Annotated in this window: 12 protein-coding genes and 1 pseudogene; 10 read left to right on the top strand and 3 right to left on the bottom strand. The window is 59.1% G+C overall.

All coding sequences use genetic code 11. The annotated features are described in order from the left end of the window. The first annotated feature begins 75 nt into the window (after window positions 1-75). A complete protein-coding gene (locus tag AB4O41_RS26380; RefSeq protein ID WP_460145296.1) occupies window positions 76-723 on the top strand; it encodes a YceH family protein in 648 nt (215 codons plus the stop codon). A 284-nt stretch (window positions 724-1007) separates the two neighbouring features. Here the strand turns inward: AB4O41_RS26380 and AB4O41_RS26375 are convergent, their stop codons facing one another. Next, window positions 1008-1826 (bottom strand): shikimate 5-dehydrogenase, encoded by an 819-nt coding sequence (locus AB4O41_RS26375; protein ID WP_460145295.1) that lies wholly within the window; start codon window positions 1824-1826, stop codon window positions 1008-1010. A gap of 239 nt (window positions 1827-2065) precedes the next feature. Between AB4O41_RS26375 and AB4O41_RS26370 the strand changes: the two genes are divergently transcribed. The 3 genes from AB4O41_RS26370 to AB4O41_RS26360 all read left to right on the top strand — a co-directional run bounded on the left by AB4O41_RS26370 (window position 2066) and on the right by AB4O41_RS26360 (window position 3112). Then, a complete protein-coding gene (locus tag AB4O41_RS26370) occupies window positions 2066-2440 on the top strand; it encodes a hypothetical protein (RefSeq protein ID WP_192342568.1) in 375 nt (124 codons plus the stop codon). Between the two features lie 194 nt (window positions 2441-2634). After that, window positions 2635-2829, top strand: a complete 195-nt coding sequence (locus tag AB4O41_RS26365) for a hypothetical protein (protein WP_123720366.1) — start codon at window positions 2635-2637, stop codon at window positions 2827-2829. Between the two features lie 100 nt (window positions 2830-2929). Next, on the top strand, window positions 2930-3112 hold the full coding sequence (locus AB4O41_RS26360) for a hypothetical protein (RefSeq protein WP_007901757.1): 183 nt from the start codon (window positions 2930-2932) through the stop codon (window positions 3110-3112). Here the strand turns inward: AB4O41_RS26360 and AB4O41_RS26355 are convergent. Beyond that, window positions 3109-4170, bottom strand: a complete 1062-nt coding sequence (locus AB4O41_RS26355; protein ID WP_460145294.1) for an AI-2E family transporter — start codon at window positions 4168-4170, stop codon at window positions 3109-3111. The genes AB4O41_RS26360 and AB4O41_RS26355 overlap by 4 nt on opposite strands. A gap of 163 nt (window positions 4171-4333) precedes the next feature. On the opposite strand from AB4O41_RS26355, the gene trhP reads away from it, so the two are divergent. Then, on the top strand, window positions 4334-5671 hold the full coding sequence (trhP, locus tag AB4O41_RS26350) for a prephenate-dependent tRNA uridine(34) hydroxylase TrhP (RefSeq protein WP_460145293.1): 1338 nt from the start codon (window positions 4334-4336) through the stop codon (window positions 5669-5671). Window positions 5672-6138: 467 nt separating this feature from the next. On the opposite strand, the gene AB4O41_RS26345 is transcribed toward trhP, so the two are convergent. After that, a complete protein-coding gene (locus AB4O41_RS26345; RefSeq protein WP_460145292.1) occupies window positions 6139-6489 on the bottom strand; it encodes a hypothetical protein in 351 nt (116 codons plus the stop codon). A gap of 302 nt (window positions 6490-6791) precedes the next feature. Between AB4O41_RS26345 and bcsQ the strand changes: the two genes are divergently transcribed. The 5 genes and pseudogenes from bcsQ to AB4O41_RS26320 all read left to right on the top strand — a co-directional run bounded on the left by bcsQ (window position 6792) and on the right by AB4O41_RS26320 (window position 17564). Continuing rightward, complete coding sequence (gene bcsQ / locus AB4O41_RS26340; protein ID WP_460145291.1) at window positions 6792-7952, top strand: cellulose biosynthesis protein BcsQ; 1161 nt, start codon at window positions 6792-6794, stop codon at window positions 7950-7952. Beyond that, a complete protein-coding gene (gene bcsA, locus AB4O41_RS26335) occupies window positions 7949-10180 on the top strand; it encodes a UDP-forming cellulose synthase catalytic subunit (protein ID WP_460145290.1) in 2232 nt (743 codons plus the stop codon). Before bcsQ ends, bcsA begins: the two co-directional genes overlap by 4 nt. A gap of 41 nt (window positions 10181-10221) precedes the next feature. Next, the gene (gene bcsB, locus AB4O41_RS26330; protein WP_460145289.1) at window positions 10222-12480 is read left to right on the top strand and encodes a cellulose biosynthesis cyclic di-GMP-binding regulatory protein BcsB; all 2259 of its coding nucleotides are present in this window, start codon (window positions 10222-10224) and stop codon (window positions 12478-12480) included. 7 nt (window positions 12481-12487) lie between these two features. Beyond that, window positions 12488-13728, top strand: a pseudogene (gene bcsZ / locus AB4O41_RS26325) (cellulose synthase complex periplasmic endoglucanase BcsZ). Continuing rightward, entirely contained in the window at window positions 13704-17564 is a 3861-nt protein-coding gene (locus AB4O41_RS26320) for a cellulose biosynthesis protein BcsC (RefSeq protein ID WP_460145288.1), read from the top strand. The pseudogene bcsZ and the gene AB4O41_RS26320 overlap by 25 nt, the downstream one beginning before the upstream one ends. Window positions 17565-17577 lie beyond the last annotated feature (13 nt).

Here is a 17577-nt window from a genome sequence, read left to right as displayed (position 1 = left end):
GGCTTGTCTTTTATCCTGCAAGGATTAGGCTAGGCGGCTTCGACTGCATGCTTCGACTGCATAGGGAAAAGCGCGATGAGCACTGAGCAAGAAACGACCTCCGACGAACCGCAGCTCAACAGCACGGAAATTCGCATTCTGGGCTCGTTGATCGAGAAACAGGCCACCAGTCCGGAAACCTATCCGCTGACGCTCAATGCGCTGGTGATTGCCTGCAACCAGAAAACCAGCCGCGAGCCGGTGATGAACCTCAGCCAGGGCCAGGTCGGCCAGAGCTTGCGCGTACTGGAAGGTCGCGGTTTTACCAGACTGGTGATGGGCAGCCGTGCCGACCGTTGGGAGCATCGGGTCGACAAGGCGCTGGAACTGGTGCCGGCGCAGGTGATTCTGACGGGGCTGTTGTTTCTGCGCGGCCCGCAAACGGTCAACGAACTGCTGACCCGCAGCGGCCGCATGCATGACTTCGAAGATGCCGAGCAGGTGGTGCATCAACTGGAGCGCTTGATCGCCAGAGGTCTGGCGCTGTTGATCCCGCGTCAGGCCGGCCAGCGCGAAGACCGGTACATGCATGCGCTGGGCGATCCGGCGGATATCGAAGCGATCCTGGCTGCCCGACAGAACCCAGCGGAACGTAGCGCCAGTGGTGGTGTGTCGGTTGAGCGAATCGAAGAGCTTGAAGCGCGGATTGCGGCACTGGAAGAGCGACTGGCACGCCTCGAATAATCACTGAGGTCCTTGTGGCGAGGGAGCTTGCTCCCGCTGGGTCGCGAAGCGGCCCCAAAACTGTCAACGCATTACGTCTGGCTCACCGGGTTTGCCTGCCTTGCGACTGCTTCGCAGCCGAACGGGAGCAAGCTCCCTCGCCACAGGGTTCGCGTTCAACGCTGACCCCATCGCGAGCAACCCCGCTGCCACACTTGACCGCATTAGACTGAATCAACTCGGTCACCTGTGGGAGCGGGCTTGCCCGCGAAGGGGCCGGTACATTCAATAGAAGACCGGGATGATCAGCCCCGGGCAAACGCCACGGCTTTCTGGAACTGTTCATCGGTCGGCCGCACGCCGGTGTACAGCACGAACTGTTCCAGCGCCTGGATCGCAATCACTTCCAGCCCGGTGATCACCCGTTTGCCTTCGGCACGACCGCGCACGATCAACGGTGTTTCCGAGGGGATCGCGACTACATCGAAGAGAGTTTCGGCTGCAGCGATAGCGTCAGGCTCAAACGCCAGGTGATCGGCCTCCGGCCCGCCGGTCATGCCGATAGGCGTGACGTTGATCAGCATTTGCGGGCGCTGGCCCCCCAGTTCCGCCTGCCATGAGTAACCCAACGATTCAGCCAAAGCACGCCCGGCGCGCTCATTACGGGCGACGATCAGGCCATTTTTGTAGCCACCATCGCGCAAGGCGCTGGCCACAGCCTTGGCCATGCCGCCGCTGCCGCGCAGGGCAAAGGTCGAATCCTTGGGAACCTGATGGGTTTCAAGCAACTGGGCGATGGCAATGTAATCGGTGTTGTAGGCCTTGAGGTGACCGTTGGTATTCACAATAGTGTTGATCGATTGAATGGCCTCAGCCGATGCATCCAGCTCATCGACCAGTGGGATACAAGCTTCCTTGAACGGCATAGACACCCCGCAACCCCGGATTCCCAAGGCGCGGATACCGCCAACGGCGCCCGGCAAGTCCTGACTGCTGAAAGCCTTGTAGTAAAAATTCAGGCCCAGTTGTTCGTACAGATGGTTATGAAACCGCAGGCCGAAATTGCCGGGGCGCCCCGAGAGTGACATGCACAGCTGAGTGTCTCTGTTGGGGTTCATCTGCATTGGAATCTCCTTCAATAGCACTTTCGGATGGACGGGATTAGCCACTTCACCGGTTCTGATTGATCATAAAAGCCAGTCTGCACTTGGCACACAGCCGTAAAGAAGCCGGTACAGACCTTACACAAAATTTACCCAACGGCTGTGCTGATTTTCAAAAAAATGCTGTCTTAGAAGTATCCCCGCGACAACTTGTGTCTATTGCAGACGCGAGCGCCGGGTCGAAGAACCGAGGACTTATCATGATCCGTAAAATCCCCACAGTAGCCTTGCTGATCGGTGCTCTTGCTATCGCAGGGCAGGCAGAAGCAGGTGGTCATGGTCATGGCGGCTGGGAAGGTCCGGCTGTGTTTGGTGCGATCGTCGGCTCGGCAATCATCGGCTCAGCCATAATCGGCCGCGACCGTCCAGTGTATGTGGAGCAACCGGTCTACGTTCAGCCACAACCGGTGTACGTGCAGCCACCGCCTGTTTATTACCAACCGGCGCCGGTCTACGTTCAACAACCGATGTACTACCGCCCGGCACCGATCTATTACGGTCCGCCACGCGGTTACGGTCCACCACGCGGCTATTACGGCCCTCCCCATGGTTATTATCGTGGCGACCGCTGGTAACACGCTCATCAGGCCCCGCTTTAGAAGCGGGGCCTTTTTTGTGACCACTGGCAGGACGAAGTCTGAATAAATCTCGTCAAGGTCGCTGTCGGGACAGTACCGGCAGGTAAAGTTGGTCATATTTATGTCATGTCCGATCCGCAAGCTTGGATCTGTCCATAAACAACAGGTTGATAAAAACAAGGACGACCGTCATGCCCACACAAAACCCGCATCGCATTGTCGGCTTGTGCACTTCCGGCAAGGTGTACAACGTACTGACCGAACTCAAACACCTGGAAGGCCATCGCAGCGCAAAATTCCTCTCGCTGCTGGCAGAAAACCTGGTGCGCAAAGGCCTGCTCAATGAGCAGGAAGTGGTGCATATGCTCGATCTAGTGGTAGATTGACCGCAGAACTCATTGGCATCAATGACGACTATCGAAAGCGTTGATTATCCGTTCAAGCGTCCGATCCGTAAGGTAGCTCCATAGATTAAAGGAGGTACTTATGGCCCAGGTTCAGATCATGTCCGTTATCGGCAGCGCCGTTCCCGCACAGCTCAGAGCGCGAGGATTGCTTGCCTGTTGGTATCTGGTGCAGGACGGCGAACCGATCAGCGGCCCGCTCACCTCGCTTCCCGCCGCCCAAGCCTTGTCACAACGTATCGACTCAGGCCAACTCAGCGCTTAAGGCAGCTGAACCTTGGGCTTGGAATCGATGAAAATCGCCCAGCTCGACACGAACAACGCCGCGATCAACGGCCCGATGACAAAACCGTTCAGGCCAAAAAGCGCCAGGCCGCCCAAGGTCGAGATGAGGATCAGGTAGTCCGGCATTTTGGTGTCCTTGCCCACCAGGATCGGTCGCAGGACGTTGTCCACCAGTCCGATCACGAACACCCCGAACAAGGTCAGCACCGTGGCCTGCCAGATCGCGCCGCTGAACAGGAAATATGCCGCCACCGGTATCCAGACGATACCCGCCCCCACCGCTGGCAACAGCGACAGAAACGCCATCAACACCGCCCAGAGCAGCACGCTCGGGATGTCCAGAAACCAGAAAATAAATCCGCCCAAGGCGCCTTGCGTGATCGCCACCACCACATTGCCCTTCACCGTGGCCCGCACCACGCGATTGAACTTGAGTTGCAAACGGCGCTTCTGATTATCTTCCAGCGGTATCGCCGCACGTACTTTACGTGCCAGTTCGGACCCGTCCCGCAGGAAGAAAAACAGCAGGTACAGCATGACGAAAAAGCTCACCACGAATTCGAACGTACCCTGACCAAAGTTGAACGCCTTGGTCGCGACAAACTGGCTGCCTTGCATCGTGCTCTTGATGATGTTCTCCCGAAGCCCGCTCAGCTCACCCATGCCGAAACGATCGAGCAAGTACTGAACGTACGGCGGCAGGCTTTGTTTGAACTGCGACACATACCCGGCAATGTCCAGTTCGCCGCTTTCGATTCGGTTGTACAGCGCCGCGCCTTCTTGAACCAGCAAGGTACTGATGGTGATTACCGGCAGGATCGCGATCACCACACAGAGACACAAGGTGAACAGGGCCGTCAGATTGCGTGGCCAGCCGAACCTCTGTTGCAACTGATGCTGCAAGGGCGAAAACAGAATGCCGAGGATGACCGCCCAGAACACCGCGCCGTAGAGCGGCAGCAGAATCCATATGAAGGCAATGCTCACCAGGGTCAGCAAGACCATCAACGATGTGTTTTGCAGTTTCGTTTCGTTCATGTCCGATCCATTCAGTGCGCAGGGGCGCCGTTTGCGCGTCCTGATATTTAGTCCGCCCCGGCTCGCGCGAGTGCCATCTGTTTGTTCACCAAGCATAGATCCAGATCAATTACCCCCGCGGACAAGCCGCTTATCCTTGCCGGCTTTTGCGATCGACACTGCCATGACCAGCGCCATAACGCTCACGCCCCCGGAACTGCTCGCCCCCGCCGGCACCCTGAAAAACATGCGTTATGCCTTCGCCTACGGCGCCGACGCGGTGTACGCCGGTCAACCGCGCTACAGCCTGCGGGTGCGCAACAACGAATTCGATCACACCAATCTCGCGCTCGGCATCGCCGAGGCCCAGGCTCAGGGCAAGCGTTTCTATGTGGTGGTGAACATCGCCCCGCACAACGCCAAGCTCAAAACGTTCTTGAAGGATCTGGAACCGGTGATCAGCATGGCGCCGGATGCGCTGATTATGTCCGACCCGGGCCTGATCATGCTGGTGCGCCGGCACTTCCCGCAGATGCCGATCCACTTGTCAGTGCAGGCCAACACGGTGAACTGGGCCAGCGTCGAGTTCTGGCAGCAACAGGGCTTGAGCCGGATCATCCTGTCCCGCGAACTGTCGCTGGAAGAGATCGCAGAAATCCGCCAACACGTCCCGGCGATGGAGCTGGAAGTGTTCGTCCACGGGGCGCTGTGCATGGCCTATTCCGGGCGCTGCCTGTTATCGGGTTACATGAATAAGCGCGACGCCAATCAGGGCAGCTGCACCAACGCCTGCCGCTGGAAATACTCGGCGACGCCGGCCAGCGAAAATCAGCTCGGTGAAATCGTTCAGCAGTTCCGCCCCGAACCAACCCTGGGCATTGGCGCGCCGACCGATCAAGTGTTCCTGCTGCAAGAAGCCAATCGCCCTGACGAACTGATGCCGGCGTTCGAGGATGAACACGGCACCTACATCATGAACGCCAAGGACCTGCGCGCGGTCCAGCACGTCGAGCGCTTGACGCAGATGGGCGTGCATTCATTGAAGATCGAAGGTCGGACCAAATCGCACTTCTATTGCGCGCGCACCACTCAGGTGTATCGCCGCGCGATCGATGATGCGGTGGCTGGCCGGGCGTTTGATCGCAGCTTGATGACCGATCTGGAATCCCTGGCCCAGCGTGGCTACACCGAAGGTTTTCTACGCCGGCATGTGCATGACGAATACCAGAACTACCAAAACGGCAGCTCGGTTTCAGAGCGCCAGCAGTTCGTGGGCGAGTTGACCGGCGAACGTCGGGATCAGTTGGCCGAGGTGCGGGTGAAGAATCGCTTTGGTTTGGGGGATCACCTGGAACTGATGACACCTAAGGGCAACTTCCATTTTGATTTACATCAGCTGCAGAACGTCAAAGGCGAGGCTATTGAAGTGGCGCCCGGAGATGGGCACACGGTGTATTTGCCGATTCCGGATGCGGTGGATTTGCGCTTTGGGTTGTTGATGCGGGATATGGGCGCGAGTTAAAGGTCGTCAAAAACAAGGCGCCAATTCTGTGACTACTGCGTATCAAACACTGTCACGACACTGTCGCCCAGGCGCGCAATAAATAAATGAGGTAATAACACGGAGGGACCTGCCAGGGCCGAAGTAAATCATGGCTTGGACTTCAACGCGCATCCCGACTCGCGTTCTTTGATCGCGAGGACAATGGCAATTGCTTGTACTAAGTCTGGAAAGACGGCGTGTTCCGACGCGCAACCAGGCTGACTTTATGTCGCGAACGTTCACGATCCAAGAGCAAACAGTGAACAAGCAGGGCAGCAGGGCTGGGGCCGAATGCACATAGGATGTGCGACAGCCCCGGGCATCGCGCCTACTTCACGCTCAAAACGTTGGCGAAAACATTACCCAGGCCAAACTGCAGATGGAATTTACTTCCACGAAAACGCCTTGTTGTACAGAAAAACAAATATAGCGATCCAACCAGCATTTCAAACGCCCTCTAAAACGGCCGCCGAATAATTCGCCACGTCCATCGCCAGCCCGGCCTCCGCCAGCGCCTCCAGCAAGGCCGCTTGCGCCTCGAAGCGCAACCCGCGCTTAAGCGTCCGCGCTACGTGCATTTGATCCAGTAACACATGGGTCACTTGATAAGGCGTGCTGTGTTTCAGGCGCTGTAGCCAGACGGGAAGTTTCTTTTCGATTTTACATTGCCTGACATCCGCGACACCCGCTGCTTTATCCGAAAAAGTATTTTTTGAAACCGCCACTGTCTCTTCAAACACATCAGTCAACTTCTTTAATATATAACCCAACATCAAATCATCATAGGCGATCAACACTCACACTCCATCGCTCCGAAAATCATTTCTCTCGACAAATACACCCATTATCTGCCATCACACTACACCTTATTGAACAATCATTAGTAGACGCATTCTAACATTCACACTTTCCACCAATACATAATGTTTTAATAACACACTAACAAGACTCGCTGACGTTTTATAACAATCATTGACACCCCAACGCCGACGCCCTAGATTAATGGCACTCTGCCAACACCCAAACAAGACAATGCATAAACTTTGTTAAGTTAATGGAATGCTGAGTTTTTGAGTTATTTCATTTCCTGGTACAACGCATGAAATATGTAGACGACATTACAAAACTCTTTACACGTTTTGGCGCCAATGCGGAGAGTTACCAGGAAATACAACCGAACTACAAAGATTTCAAAGACGACCCGGTTACGATGGTTGAGCCAGAACCGGCGGTGGCATTGTCTCCCCCAAACCCAGCGCCCTTTGTGTTTCTGCTGGATGAGCCACAGCCTTCTTTATTGATTGGCGCGGCGGTCGAGCCTGCGAAGAATGTTGTCCTCTCGCTACCTTCGCCCAAATCCCCTCCCCTGACCGAGCCACCTGCAAGTTCTGCTACGGGTGACCGTCAGCGATTGAGCGACCTGTTGCGTGAACTCAATCAGGTTCGTCGAGACGGTCTGCCAGAAACGACTCGCAAGCGGACCCAGGCGAAGGTCATTGCTATCGTTTCGGCGAACGGCGGGGTGGGTAAAAGCACCGTCGCCGCTGGCCTCGCAAAAACACTTCGACGCCCTGGCGGGCGAACCATCGCGATTGATCTGGACCCTCAGAACGCGCTGTCCAGCCACTTGGGTATCACCAGGCAGGTTCCCGGGCTGATCCAGCTCAAAGAGCAGGACGCAAACTGGAACGCTCATCGCCTGCCGGGCTTTAGCGACAGTGAGTGCCTGCCCTTCGGCACTGGAGAGGTGAACGAACGCCGACTGCTCAAGCAGTTGATGCTTGAAGACTCTGACTGGTTGAATCAGCACCTTGCGTCAATGAACCTCAACGAAAACGATACCGTGATCCTGGACACGCCTTCGGGTGCGACCGTTTATTCGCAACAGGCACTCGACGCCGCCGATCTGGTGCTGGTGATGACGGTGGCCGACGCGGCTTCCTACCTGGCACTGGACACCATGACCCAGTGGCTGGAAACCAGCCGGCGACGCGCGCAGCGGCACCGGTATGTACTCAACCAACGGGATGACTCACGTTCGTTCAGCAGGGACATGGGCGTGCTGTTTAGGCGGCGGCTCAGCGCTAACCTGATCGGGACAATTCGTCTCGATTACCAGTTCAACGAGTCGCTGGCCTATGGTCGGGACCCACTGCAGTACGCTCCTGAGAGCATTGGCTGTCAGGACATTCTTTCGCTGTCAGGCGCGGTCCATGCCCTGCTTTTCGCGGATGCATGCAGCCAGCAGGGCACGCCATGACCGCCCAACTGAATCAGCTACCTGCAAAGACGTGGTGGTTGCAGGGGCTACTGGATACTGTCCAGGCTCGCGTCAGTCGATGGCCCCTGCGTGGGCGCCGAGTCCTGAAGATCTCAGCCGGGCTGATCGCTGCATTGTTGGTGCTGGGTATCCTCACTGCGCCGCTGAATCTGTATTCCCAGGCCGCGTTTGCCACCGTCTGTTTTGCCGCCAGCCTGATCATCCGCAAGCAAGCCGGGCGTCTGGCGATCCTGACCCTGATCACCCTCTCGCTGATCGCTTCGTTGCGTTACATGTACTGGCGCCTGTCCGACACCCTGAACTTCGACAACTGGCAGGATGCCGTATTTGGCTACGGGCTGGTGCTGGCCGAACTGTATGCCTTGCTCGTCCTGGTCTTCGGCTATGTACAGACCGCCTGGCCGTTGCACCGCAAACCGCAGTTTCTGCAACAGCCACCCGCTGAATGGCCGACGGTAGACGTCTTCATTCCCACCTATAACGAAGCATTGGGTATCGTCAAACTGGTGGTGCTCGCGGCTCAGGCCATTGACTGGCCCGAGGGTAAACTGCGAGTGCACATGCTCGATGACGGACGCAGGGAGGAATTCAAGGTTTTCTGTCAGCAGATTGGTGTCAACTACATCACCCGCGACAACAATCAACATGCCAAGGCCGGCAACCTCAACGAGGCACTCAAAGTCACCGATGGCGAGTTCATTGCCATATTCGACGCCGACCACGTGCCCACCCGCTCCTTCCTGCAGATCGCCATGGGCTGGTTTTTAAAGGACCCGAACCTGGCGCTGCTGCAAACGCCGCACTTTTTCTATTCACCCGATCCGTTCGAAAAAAACCTCGATACCTTTCGCTCGGTACCCAATGAAGGTGAGCTGTTCTACGGCCTGGTGCAGGACGGCAACGACCTGTGGAACGCGGCCTTCTTCTGTGGCTCTTGCGCGGTCATCCGGCGGACTCATTTGCTGGAAGTCGGCGGCATCGCCACCGAAACCGTGACGGAAGATGCGCATACGGCACTCAAGCTCAATCGCCGTGGTTTCAATACCGCTTACCTCGCCGTTCCACAAGCGGCGGGACTGGCCACCGAAAGCCTTTCCCGACACATCAGCCAGCGCATACGCTGGGCGCGGGGCATGGCGCAGATTTTTCGGACCGACAATCCGTTGTTTGGCAAAGGGCTGAACCTGGGGCAGCGCATCTGCTACCTCAACGCCATGATGCATTTTTTCTACAGTTTGCCCCGTCTGGTGTTCTTGACCGCTCCCTTGGCCTACCTGTTTTTCGACGCGCAGATTTTCCATGCCTCGGCGTTGATGGTCACGGTCTATGTACTGCCGCATATTTTCCATTCCAGCCTGACCACCTCCAGCATCCAGGGACGCTTCCGTCATTCCTTCTGGAACGAAGTGTATGAGTCGGTATTGGCCTGGTACATCATGCGACCGGTGCTGTTGGCCCTGATCAGCCCTTCGCTGGGTAAATTCAACGTGACCGACAAGGGCGGCACCATTGAAAAGGATTATTTCAACTGGAAGCTCGCGCGGCCTTATATCGTCCTGCTGACCTTGAACATGATCGGCCTGGCGATCGGCGTGGTGAAACTGATCGGGAGTGATTCTGCCGAGGCCACTACCCTGCTGATCAACCTGGCCTGGACCGTCTACAACATCGTCATCGTCAGCACCGCTGTGGCGGTGGCCACTGAGTCCTCTCAGGTGCGCAACGAACCCAGGGTGCCCGCGGATCTGCCCGTGCGCGTCTATCGCGAAGACGGCACCTGGTTCGATTGCATAACCCGGGACTTCTCACAAAACGGCGTGGGTCTGGCACTGCCACCGCAGGTTCTGCTCAGCGTCAATGAGAAGCTGCGACTGTGCATTTTGCGCACACCGCCCTCAAGCCTCTTTCCCGCAAATACGGTCTTCAGCAACGACAACGTAGCGGGCGTGCAATTCGAGGGTTTGACCCTGCGCCAGCAAAGTGAGCTGGTGCGATTGACCTTTTCACGGGCCGACACTTGGGCCAACACGTGGGGTAACGGCCGCCTCGACGCGCCAATGTCGGCGTTGCGCGAGGTCAGCAGCATTGGCTTTCGCGCCATCCTGCGCTTGTTCGTTGCAACCCTAAAGGACAGCCAGGCGCTGCTGCGCAGACGCCCGGACACTCCATCATCCATCGACTCCACCGCGGACACGCAACGATCTTGAAGCCTTCCATTCGCCGGACCTTTCTTCCTCGTCGCTCACTCATGCTGATCACCTGCTCGCTAGTGGGCTGGAGCGGCTGGGCATTGAGTGCCGCCGCCCAAATCAGCGCCACAGAGCCGGTAATGATGCCGGTCGCATCGTTGCCCGGGACCGATGCCCCGAGCAACAGCTATACCCGCACTCTCAAGGAGCTGGGCAAAAGCTATTCGATGACCCTTAAAGGCGTGGAGGCTACCGACAGTGTGAACTTCGATGTGCGCGCCGATGAAGTCGTCACGGCTGCGCAGGTCACGCTGCAGTACAGCTACTCACCCGCGCTGCTGGCCGACCTTTCGCAGATCAATGTGCTGGTCAACGATCAAGTGGCCGCCAGCCTGCCCCTCCCGAAGGAAGAGGCCGGTAAATTGCAGACCAGGACCGTGCAGATTCCGCCGCAGACCATCACCGAATTCAACCGGCTCAGCCTGCAGTTCATCGGTCACTACACGATGCAATGTGAAGACCCTTTGCACTCCAGCCTGTGGGCCAGGATCGGCAACGAGAGTCAGCTGAGCCTCCAGGTATCCTCGATTAAACAGCCCAACGACCTGTCTGCTCTGCCACTGCCCTTGTTCGATCGTCGAGATGCCTCGTCCCTGAAGCTGCCCTTCGTGTTCGCCGGGCGCCCGGGCGGCCCTGAGCTTGAGGCCGCCGGTATCCTGTCGTCCTGGTTTGGCGCCCTGGCCAGCTACCGCGGCGCAACCTTCCCCGCCAGCCTCACCGGCCTGCCGGCCAAAGGCAACGCCGTGGTGTTTGTCAGCGGCAGCGAATCAACGACCTTGGGTGGCTTGCCGATCAAAGAAGCCACGGGGCCGACATTGACACTCGTGAGCAACCCGAATGATGCTCAGGGCAAACTATTGATCGTCTCCGGGCGCGATGGCGCCGATCTCAAGGTCGCCGCGACAGCGCTGGCCCTTGGTGGCTCGGCCTTTTCCGGGCAGAGCGTAGTGATCGACCGGATCGATTCGCTCAAGCCACGCCGACCGTACGACGCGCCTAACTGGATGCCCTCCGATCGCCCGGTTCGCCTGGGTGAACTGGCGCAGCCCGCAGAGCTCAATGTCTCGGGTTATAACCCGGGACAAATGACGGTTGCGCTGCGCTTGCCACCCGACCTGTTCAACTGGCGTGAACCCGGCGCGCAACTTGACCTGAAATACCGCTATACGCCGCAACCGGTCTCTACCAATTCCTCATTGCTGGTCAACTTCAACGACACCTTCATCAAGTCGATCGATCTGCCTTCGATCGAGAAACTCGGCAACAGCGACAGCCTGCTGGCGATGCTCAAAACCGACGACAGCCTGGCCCGTACGTCGCGCATGCTGTTGCCGCTCAATTCCGTAGCGCTGCAATCACGCCTGCAATTTCGCTTCATGTATGACTACATCAAACAGGGCGAATGCCGCGACATCATCATCGACAACATGCGCGGTGTGATCGACCCGGACTCGACCCTGGACCTCAGCCAATATGAACATTTCATGGCCATGCCCAACCTCGGGGTGTTCAAGGACAGTGGCTTCCCGTTCACCCGCATGGCCGACCTTTCTGAAACATCGGTGATCCTGCCCAACGAGCCAGGCACGGCCGATCTGAGCGCCTACCTGACCCTGCTGGGCCGCTTCGGCGACTCTACCGGTTATCCGGCCACCGGCGTGAAGGTGGTCCACGCCGACCAGCTGGCCGAGCAACGCGACCGGGATTTGCTGGTGCTCGCCTCGGGCAACAATCAGCCGCTGCTGGAGCAGTGGCAAAGCCTTCTGCCGGCCAAGGACGAAGACGCTGTGCAGTACCTGGAAGTGTCTGACCTGCCCTTGCGTCTGCGCAGCTGGATCAGCCCGGATACGAAAACCAATCTGCGTGAAGCGCGCAGCAGCTTCAGGTTTACCGCTGAGGACGGCAGTGCTTATCTGACTGGATTCGAATCACCGCTCAAGAGTGGGCGCAGTGTGGTGTTTATCGCCAGTGCAAGGCCCAGCGGTTTGGCCGACGTGACCAACGCCCTGCTCAGCAACGAAGAAAATGCCCACGAGTTGCAAGGCAGTCTGGTGGTGGTCAGAGGCAAGCACGTCAAATCGCTGGTCGCCGAGCAGGATTACTACGTCGGGAGCCTGGGCCCATTGCGCTATCTGCAGTGGTACCTCTCGCAAAATGTAATAGCGCTTATGCTGTTCACCCTCCTCGGGGTCCTGCTGCTTGCTTCGATGGCCTACCTGGCCCTGCGCTTACGGGCCAAACGTCGTCTTGGTCAATGAGCCGCGCATGCCTGTGTCGTCCATGAGCAGCCAAGGTGTTTCATTTAGCCGGTGCCTGCGCGGTAACACGCGCAGGTTGAGCGCTATGCTTGCGCTTGCCCTGCTGGCGCCTGCGGTAGCGGCCGCCCCCCCTGTGAGTCGCCAGCCTGGCCACTGTGGCAAACCTACGCAACGCGCTTCGTTCAAGACGATGGTCGTGTTCTGGAATCGAGCCTGGAGAACAATCACAGCACCTCTGAAGGGCAGTCCTACGGCATGCTCTTCGCACTAATCGGCAACGATCAGCCACGCTTTGACAAACTCTGGCGCTGGACCTCAGCCAACCTCGCAGGCTCGGCTCCTGACACACGCCTGCCCGGCTGGTTATGGGGGCAAGGCACGGACGGTCAGTGGCGCCTGCAAGACGCCAATTCGGCCGCCGACGCCGACCTGTGGATCGCCTACGCCCTGCTCGAAGCCGCACGCCTGTGGCATCGACCGGACTATCACCGGGACGCCCTGCACCTGATGGCGACGATTGAAGCGCAATTGGTCGTCAAGCTGCCCGGGCTGGGCCCGATGATGTTGCCTGGACGACAGGGCTTCGTCCAGCCAGACGCTCTCTGGCGCCTGAACCCCAGCTACCTGCCACTGCCACTGTTACGGCGGCTGGCCAAGGAAGCACCCTCCGGCCCCTGGCAAGCGATTGCCAACAACACCGCGACGATGATTGGCCAATCAAGCCACCACGGTTTCATCGCTGACTGGGTCGGTTATCGAGGCACTTCAGCGCAATCGGGTGCCTTCGTAAGCGACCCGATCCACGGCGACACGGGCAGCTACGATGCCATTCGCGTGTACCTCTGGTTGGGTATGAGTGATACCTCAGAACCGCTGGCGGCGCTCCTGCTCAAACGGCTGGACGGCATGGCCCGCAGCACTGTCGCGACGGGTTCCCCTCCGGAAACCGTCCAGGTTCTCCACGGCAGTGTTCAGGGTCAGAGCCCGTTCGGATTCTGGGCTGCACTGATTCCCTACCTTGAGGCCAAGGGGTTACCCGGGTTGGCCGATCAGCAACGACGCCGTGTGGAGCTCGCCTTGCGCGAGGCGCTGGCCAGGCCTGGTGCCGACGCCGCTCCGCCGCGTTACTACAACTTCATGCTTAGCCTGTTCGCCCTCGGATGGGCAGATAAACATTACCGATTCCGGGAAGACGGAACGCTGAAACTCTCCTGGGAGACCGCATGCACGCGCACCACCGCACGCTAGCCATCGCCGTCATGAGCGCATGGACGGCCGCAGCTGCCCACGCTCAAAGTCCGACACCACAGACATTACTCGTCGAGCAAGGGCAGTACTGGCAGTCGCACAACAACCCTCAACGCGCGGCGGAAGTCTGGCTGAAAGTCCTGCTGCTGGACCCAGCCCAGGTTGACGCACTGTATGGCCTGGGCTTGATCGGCGTGCAACAGGGCAAGCCACAACAGGCGCAGCAATACCTCGCCCGCTTACAGGCCATTCAGCCACCGCCTCGGCAGGCACTGCAATTGGCGCAGGACATCAGCGTGGCCCAGCCGCAGAACCAGCAGCGTCTGGAAGAGGCTCGGCGCCTCGTCGATGCCGGTGATCGTGACAAGGCGAGCGCCGTATTTCGTTCGCTGTTCGATGGCCGTCCACCCCAAGGTACGATCGGCCGCGAGTATTACAACAACCTTGCCTTCAATCAGGCTGACTGGGCTGAAGCACGCAGCGGATTTCAGCGCCTGCAACGCGAGATGCCCAACGACTCGATCGTCGCGCTGTTTTACGCCAAGCATCTGGTCCGCCGTGAAGACAGCCGTGCCGAGGGCATCCGCGCCTTGGCCGCGCTGACCCAGCGTGCCGACATTGCCGGTGATGCCGACGAAAGCTGGCGCCTGGCGCTGACCTGGATCGGTCCGCCCAATCCGGCACAAGTGCCGTTGTTCGAGGCGTACCTCAAGACGCATCCGGATGACGTGGAAATCCGGGCGCAGATGAGCAAGGGCAAGCAACAGCTGGCAACGACGGCCAGCAAGGAATGGCAACCGCCCGCCGAGGTAGCGCGCGGCCTGAAGGCGCTCAAAGAAGGTGATCAGGCCACCGCCGAACAGGCTTTTCAAGCACGTTTGAAAACCCGGCCCGATGATGCTGACGCGCTAGGCGGCCTTGGGGTTATTCGCCAGCAGCAACACCGACTGGCCGAAGCGGAAAAGTTCTTGAGTCAGGCCACGCGACAACACGACGGCAGCCACTGGCAAGTTGCGCTGAACGAAGTGCGCTATTGGTCAGCGTTGCAGCAAGCCCGCGACGCCCAGGCCAAAGGCCAGGCAGCCCAGGCGCAGGTCTTGGTCAACCAGGCGCTGCGGCTCAATCCAAATGGGGTGGATGCTCGCCTCGCGCTGGCGGATATTCAGGCCAGCGCGGGCCAGTTAGATGATGCTCAGCGCACCTATCGGCAGATTTTGAACCAGCGCCGCGACGACCCTCAAGCACTGGAAGGGCTGGTTAATGTGCTGCTCAAGAGCGGCAAGAACGATGAAGCCCTGCAACTGATCAACAGCCTGCCCGCCACCGGACAGGCAAAGATCGGCCAGTCCGCACGCCTGCAAGCCTTGCGCGCGACGCAACTGGCTGCCCTCGCCGAACAACGCAACGACCTGCCCGCTGCGCGCAACGCCTTGCAAGACGCGCTGCGCGTTGAGCCGGACAACGTCTGGACGCGTTTCGCCCTGGCCCGCCTGAACCTGGCGATGGGCGAACCCCAGAAGGCTCGGGACCTGATCAACGCCATGCTCCACGCCCATCCCGACAATGCCGATGCGCTTTACGTCAGCGCCTTGCTGTCGGTGCAGATGGGTGAGTGGAAAGCCGCCCAGACAACGTTGGGACGCTTGCGCCCCGACCAGCGCACCCCGGACATGGACGCGCTGGCCGCTGATATCAGCCTCAACCTGCAACTCAGCCAGGCAATCGAGTTGGGCAAGCGCGGACAGCGCCAGGAAGCCCTGACCTTGCTCGATCGTATTCAGTCGATGGCTAACAACAGTCTGGATCGCACGGCGAGCCTGGCCTCGGCGTATGTCGACATCGGCGAGCCAACCCGTGCGCTGGCCCTCATGCGCGGCCAGTTGCAAAACACCACGGCGCCCTCGGCGAACTTCATCCTGCAATACGCCGCTGTCCTGCTTAAAACCGGAGAAGACGCACAGGTCAACGAGATTCTGCGCGACCTTCAGAACAGGCCCTTGAACGCGCCGGCTCGCAAGCGTTTCGACGACCTGCTCTATCTCTATCGTATCCGCCAGGCTGACCAGCTGCGTGAGCGAGGCAATCTGGCCAGCGCTTATGACACGCTGGCGCCCGCATTGGCGCAACGTCCCGGTGACAGCGCTGCCGTTGCGGCGCTGGCGCGAATGTACTCGGCCAACAGCGACACGGCAAAAGCCCTCGAACTCTACAAACCGCTGTTACAACGTCAGCCAAATGACCCGCAACTGTTGTTGGGTGCCGCCAACGCGGCGGTGTTGGCACATGACACGGCCTTTGCCGAACAGGCACTGCAACAGCTGCTCAAGACCGAATCCGGCAACCCTCAAACGCTGACCGAGGCCGCCCGCCTCTACCAGAACATGGGCAAGACCGGCACGGCGACCGATCTGCTGCGCAAAGCAGTGGCCATTGAACAGAGCGAGAATCGCAGAAGCCAGAGCGGTCAACTGGCCGGTTCGACGGTGGCGCCCAACCCTTTTGCGGGGTCGGGTTCACGTAACGAAGTCAGTCGCGACACCTTGCTGGCAGCAATCCCGCCACCGGCTCAAGAGATGTCAGGCCGCATGACGTCTCACACCCCTTTTGGCATCGACGCCCCGCCAAGACCGCAGCAGGCGAGTAATGCATTCGAATCGCAACTGCCGCGCGCAGCATTGGTGAGCGAGGACATCAGCCCCGCGCAACTGGCGCTGAATAAAATCCTTCAAGAGCGCAGTGCCTACGTCACCCAGGGCGTGAGCATTCGCAGCAACAACAGTGAGTCGGGGCTAAGCAAACTGACCGATGTTGAAACGCCGCTGGAAATCAATATCCCGCTGGATGAAAGCCGCATCGCCCTGCGCGTGACGCCGGTCTCGCTGAACGCCGGCAGTGCCAGCGACGAGGCGCTGTCGCGTTTCGGTAACGGTGCGCAGAGTGGCAGCGTCGGCTCGCAAAAAGCCGAGGGTGTCGGCCTTTCCGTCGCTATTCAACGGCCCGCGGATGGGCTCAAAGCCGATCTCGGCACCACCCCGCTCGGCTTCAAATACACCACCGCCACCGGCGGCATCAGCATTGATCGCCCCGTGAGCGACACCTCTAATGTCCGTTACGGCGTGAGCGTTTCCCGGCGACCGGTGACTGACAGCGTCACCTCGTTTGCCGGCACCACGGACAAACGCAGCGGGCAATCCTGGGGCGGCGTGACCGCCAATGGCGGGCGTGGCCAGTTGAGCTTTGACGACAACGAAGTCGGCGTCTATGGCTACGCCTCCTGGCACCAGCTATTGGGCAACCATGTCGAGTCCAACAACCGCAGTGAACTGGGCAGCGGTGTGTACTGGTACCTGCAAAATGCAACGGACAGCAAGCTGACCGTCGGCCTGAGCATGACCGGCATCAGCTACGCCAACAATCAGGACTATTTCACCTACGGCCACGGCGGCTATTTCAGCCCGCAGACATTCTTCGCCCTGGACGTGCCAGTGACTTGGGCACAACGCTCCGGACGCTTGACGTATCAAGTCAAGGGCTCGGTCGGTGTGCAGCATTTCGAGCAGGACAGCGCCGACTATTTCCCCAACGACAAAGCCCTGCAAGCGGCCTCGGGCCTGCGCTACGAAGGGCAAAACAAAACCGGGATCGGCTACAGCGTCGCCGCGGCGGCTGAATACAAGGTCGCTTCGAACTTCCTGCTGGGCGCCAATCTGGGCCTGGACAACGCCCATGACTACCAACAACTCAGCGGTGCCCTGTCTTTGCGCTACCAGTTCGAGGACATCAGCGGCCCCATGAGCCTGCCGGTCAGCCCGTACACCTCGCCTTATTCCAACTGATCATTCTGGAGTT

Source organism: Pseudomonas sp. S2_A02 (genome assembly GCF_054668495.1).
Note: the sequence above shows the minus strand (reverse complement) of the source record. Positions and strands in the feature narration are given on the sequence as shown.

Excerpts from the sequence above, each read along its gene's own strand:
- AB4O41_RS26380 (WP_460145296.1), top strand. The coding sequence starts at position 76 with ATGAGCACTGAGCAAGAAACGACCTCCGACGAACCGCAGCTCAACAGC.
- AB4O41_RS26375 (WP_460145295.1), bottom strand. The coding sequence starts at position 1,826 with ATGCAGATGAACCCCAACAGAGACACTCAGCTGTGCATGTCACTCTCG.
- AB4O41_RS26370 (WP_192342568.1), top strand. The coding sequence starts at position 2,066 with ATGATCCGTAAAATCCCCACAGTAGCCTTGCTGATCGGTGCTCTTGCT.
- AB4O41_RS26365 (WP_123720366.1), top strand. The coding sequence starts at position 2,635 with ATGCCCACACAAAACCCGCATCGCATTGTCGGCTTGTGCACTTCCGGC.
- AB4O41_RS26360 (WP_007901757.1), top strand. The coding sequence starts at position 2,930 with ATGGCCCAGGTTCAGATCATGTCCGTTATCGGCAGCGCCGTTCCCGCA.
- AB4O41_RS26355 (WP_460145294.1), bottom strand. The coding sequence starts at position 4,170 with ATGAACGAAACGAAACTGCAAAACACATCGTTGATGGTCTTGCTGACC.
- trhP (WP_460145293.1), top strand. The coding sequence starts at position 4,334 with ATGACCAGCGCCATAACGCTCACGCCCCCGGAACTGCTCGCCCCCGCC.
- bcsQ (WP_460145291.1), top strand. The coding sequence starts at position 6,792 with ATGAAATATGTAGACGACATTACAAAACTCTTTACACGTTTTGGCGCC.
- bcsA (WP_460145290.1), top strand. The coding sequence starts at position 7,949 with ATGACCGCCCAACTGAATCAGCTACCTGCAAAGACGTGGTGGTTGCAG.
- bcsB (WP_460145289.1), top strand. The coding sequence starts at position 10,222 with ATGCTGATCACCTGCTCGCTAGTGGGCTGGAGCGGCTGGGCATTGAGT.
- AB4O41_RS26320 (WP_460145288.1), top strand. The coding sequence starts at position 13,704 with ATGCACGCGCACCACCGCACGCTAGCCATCGCCGTCATGAGCGCATGG.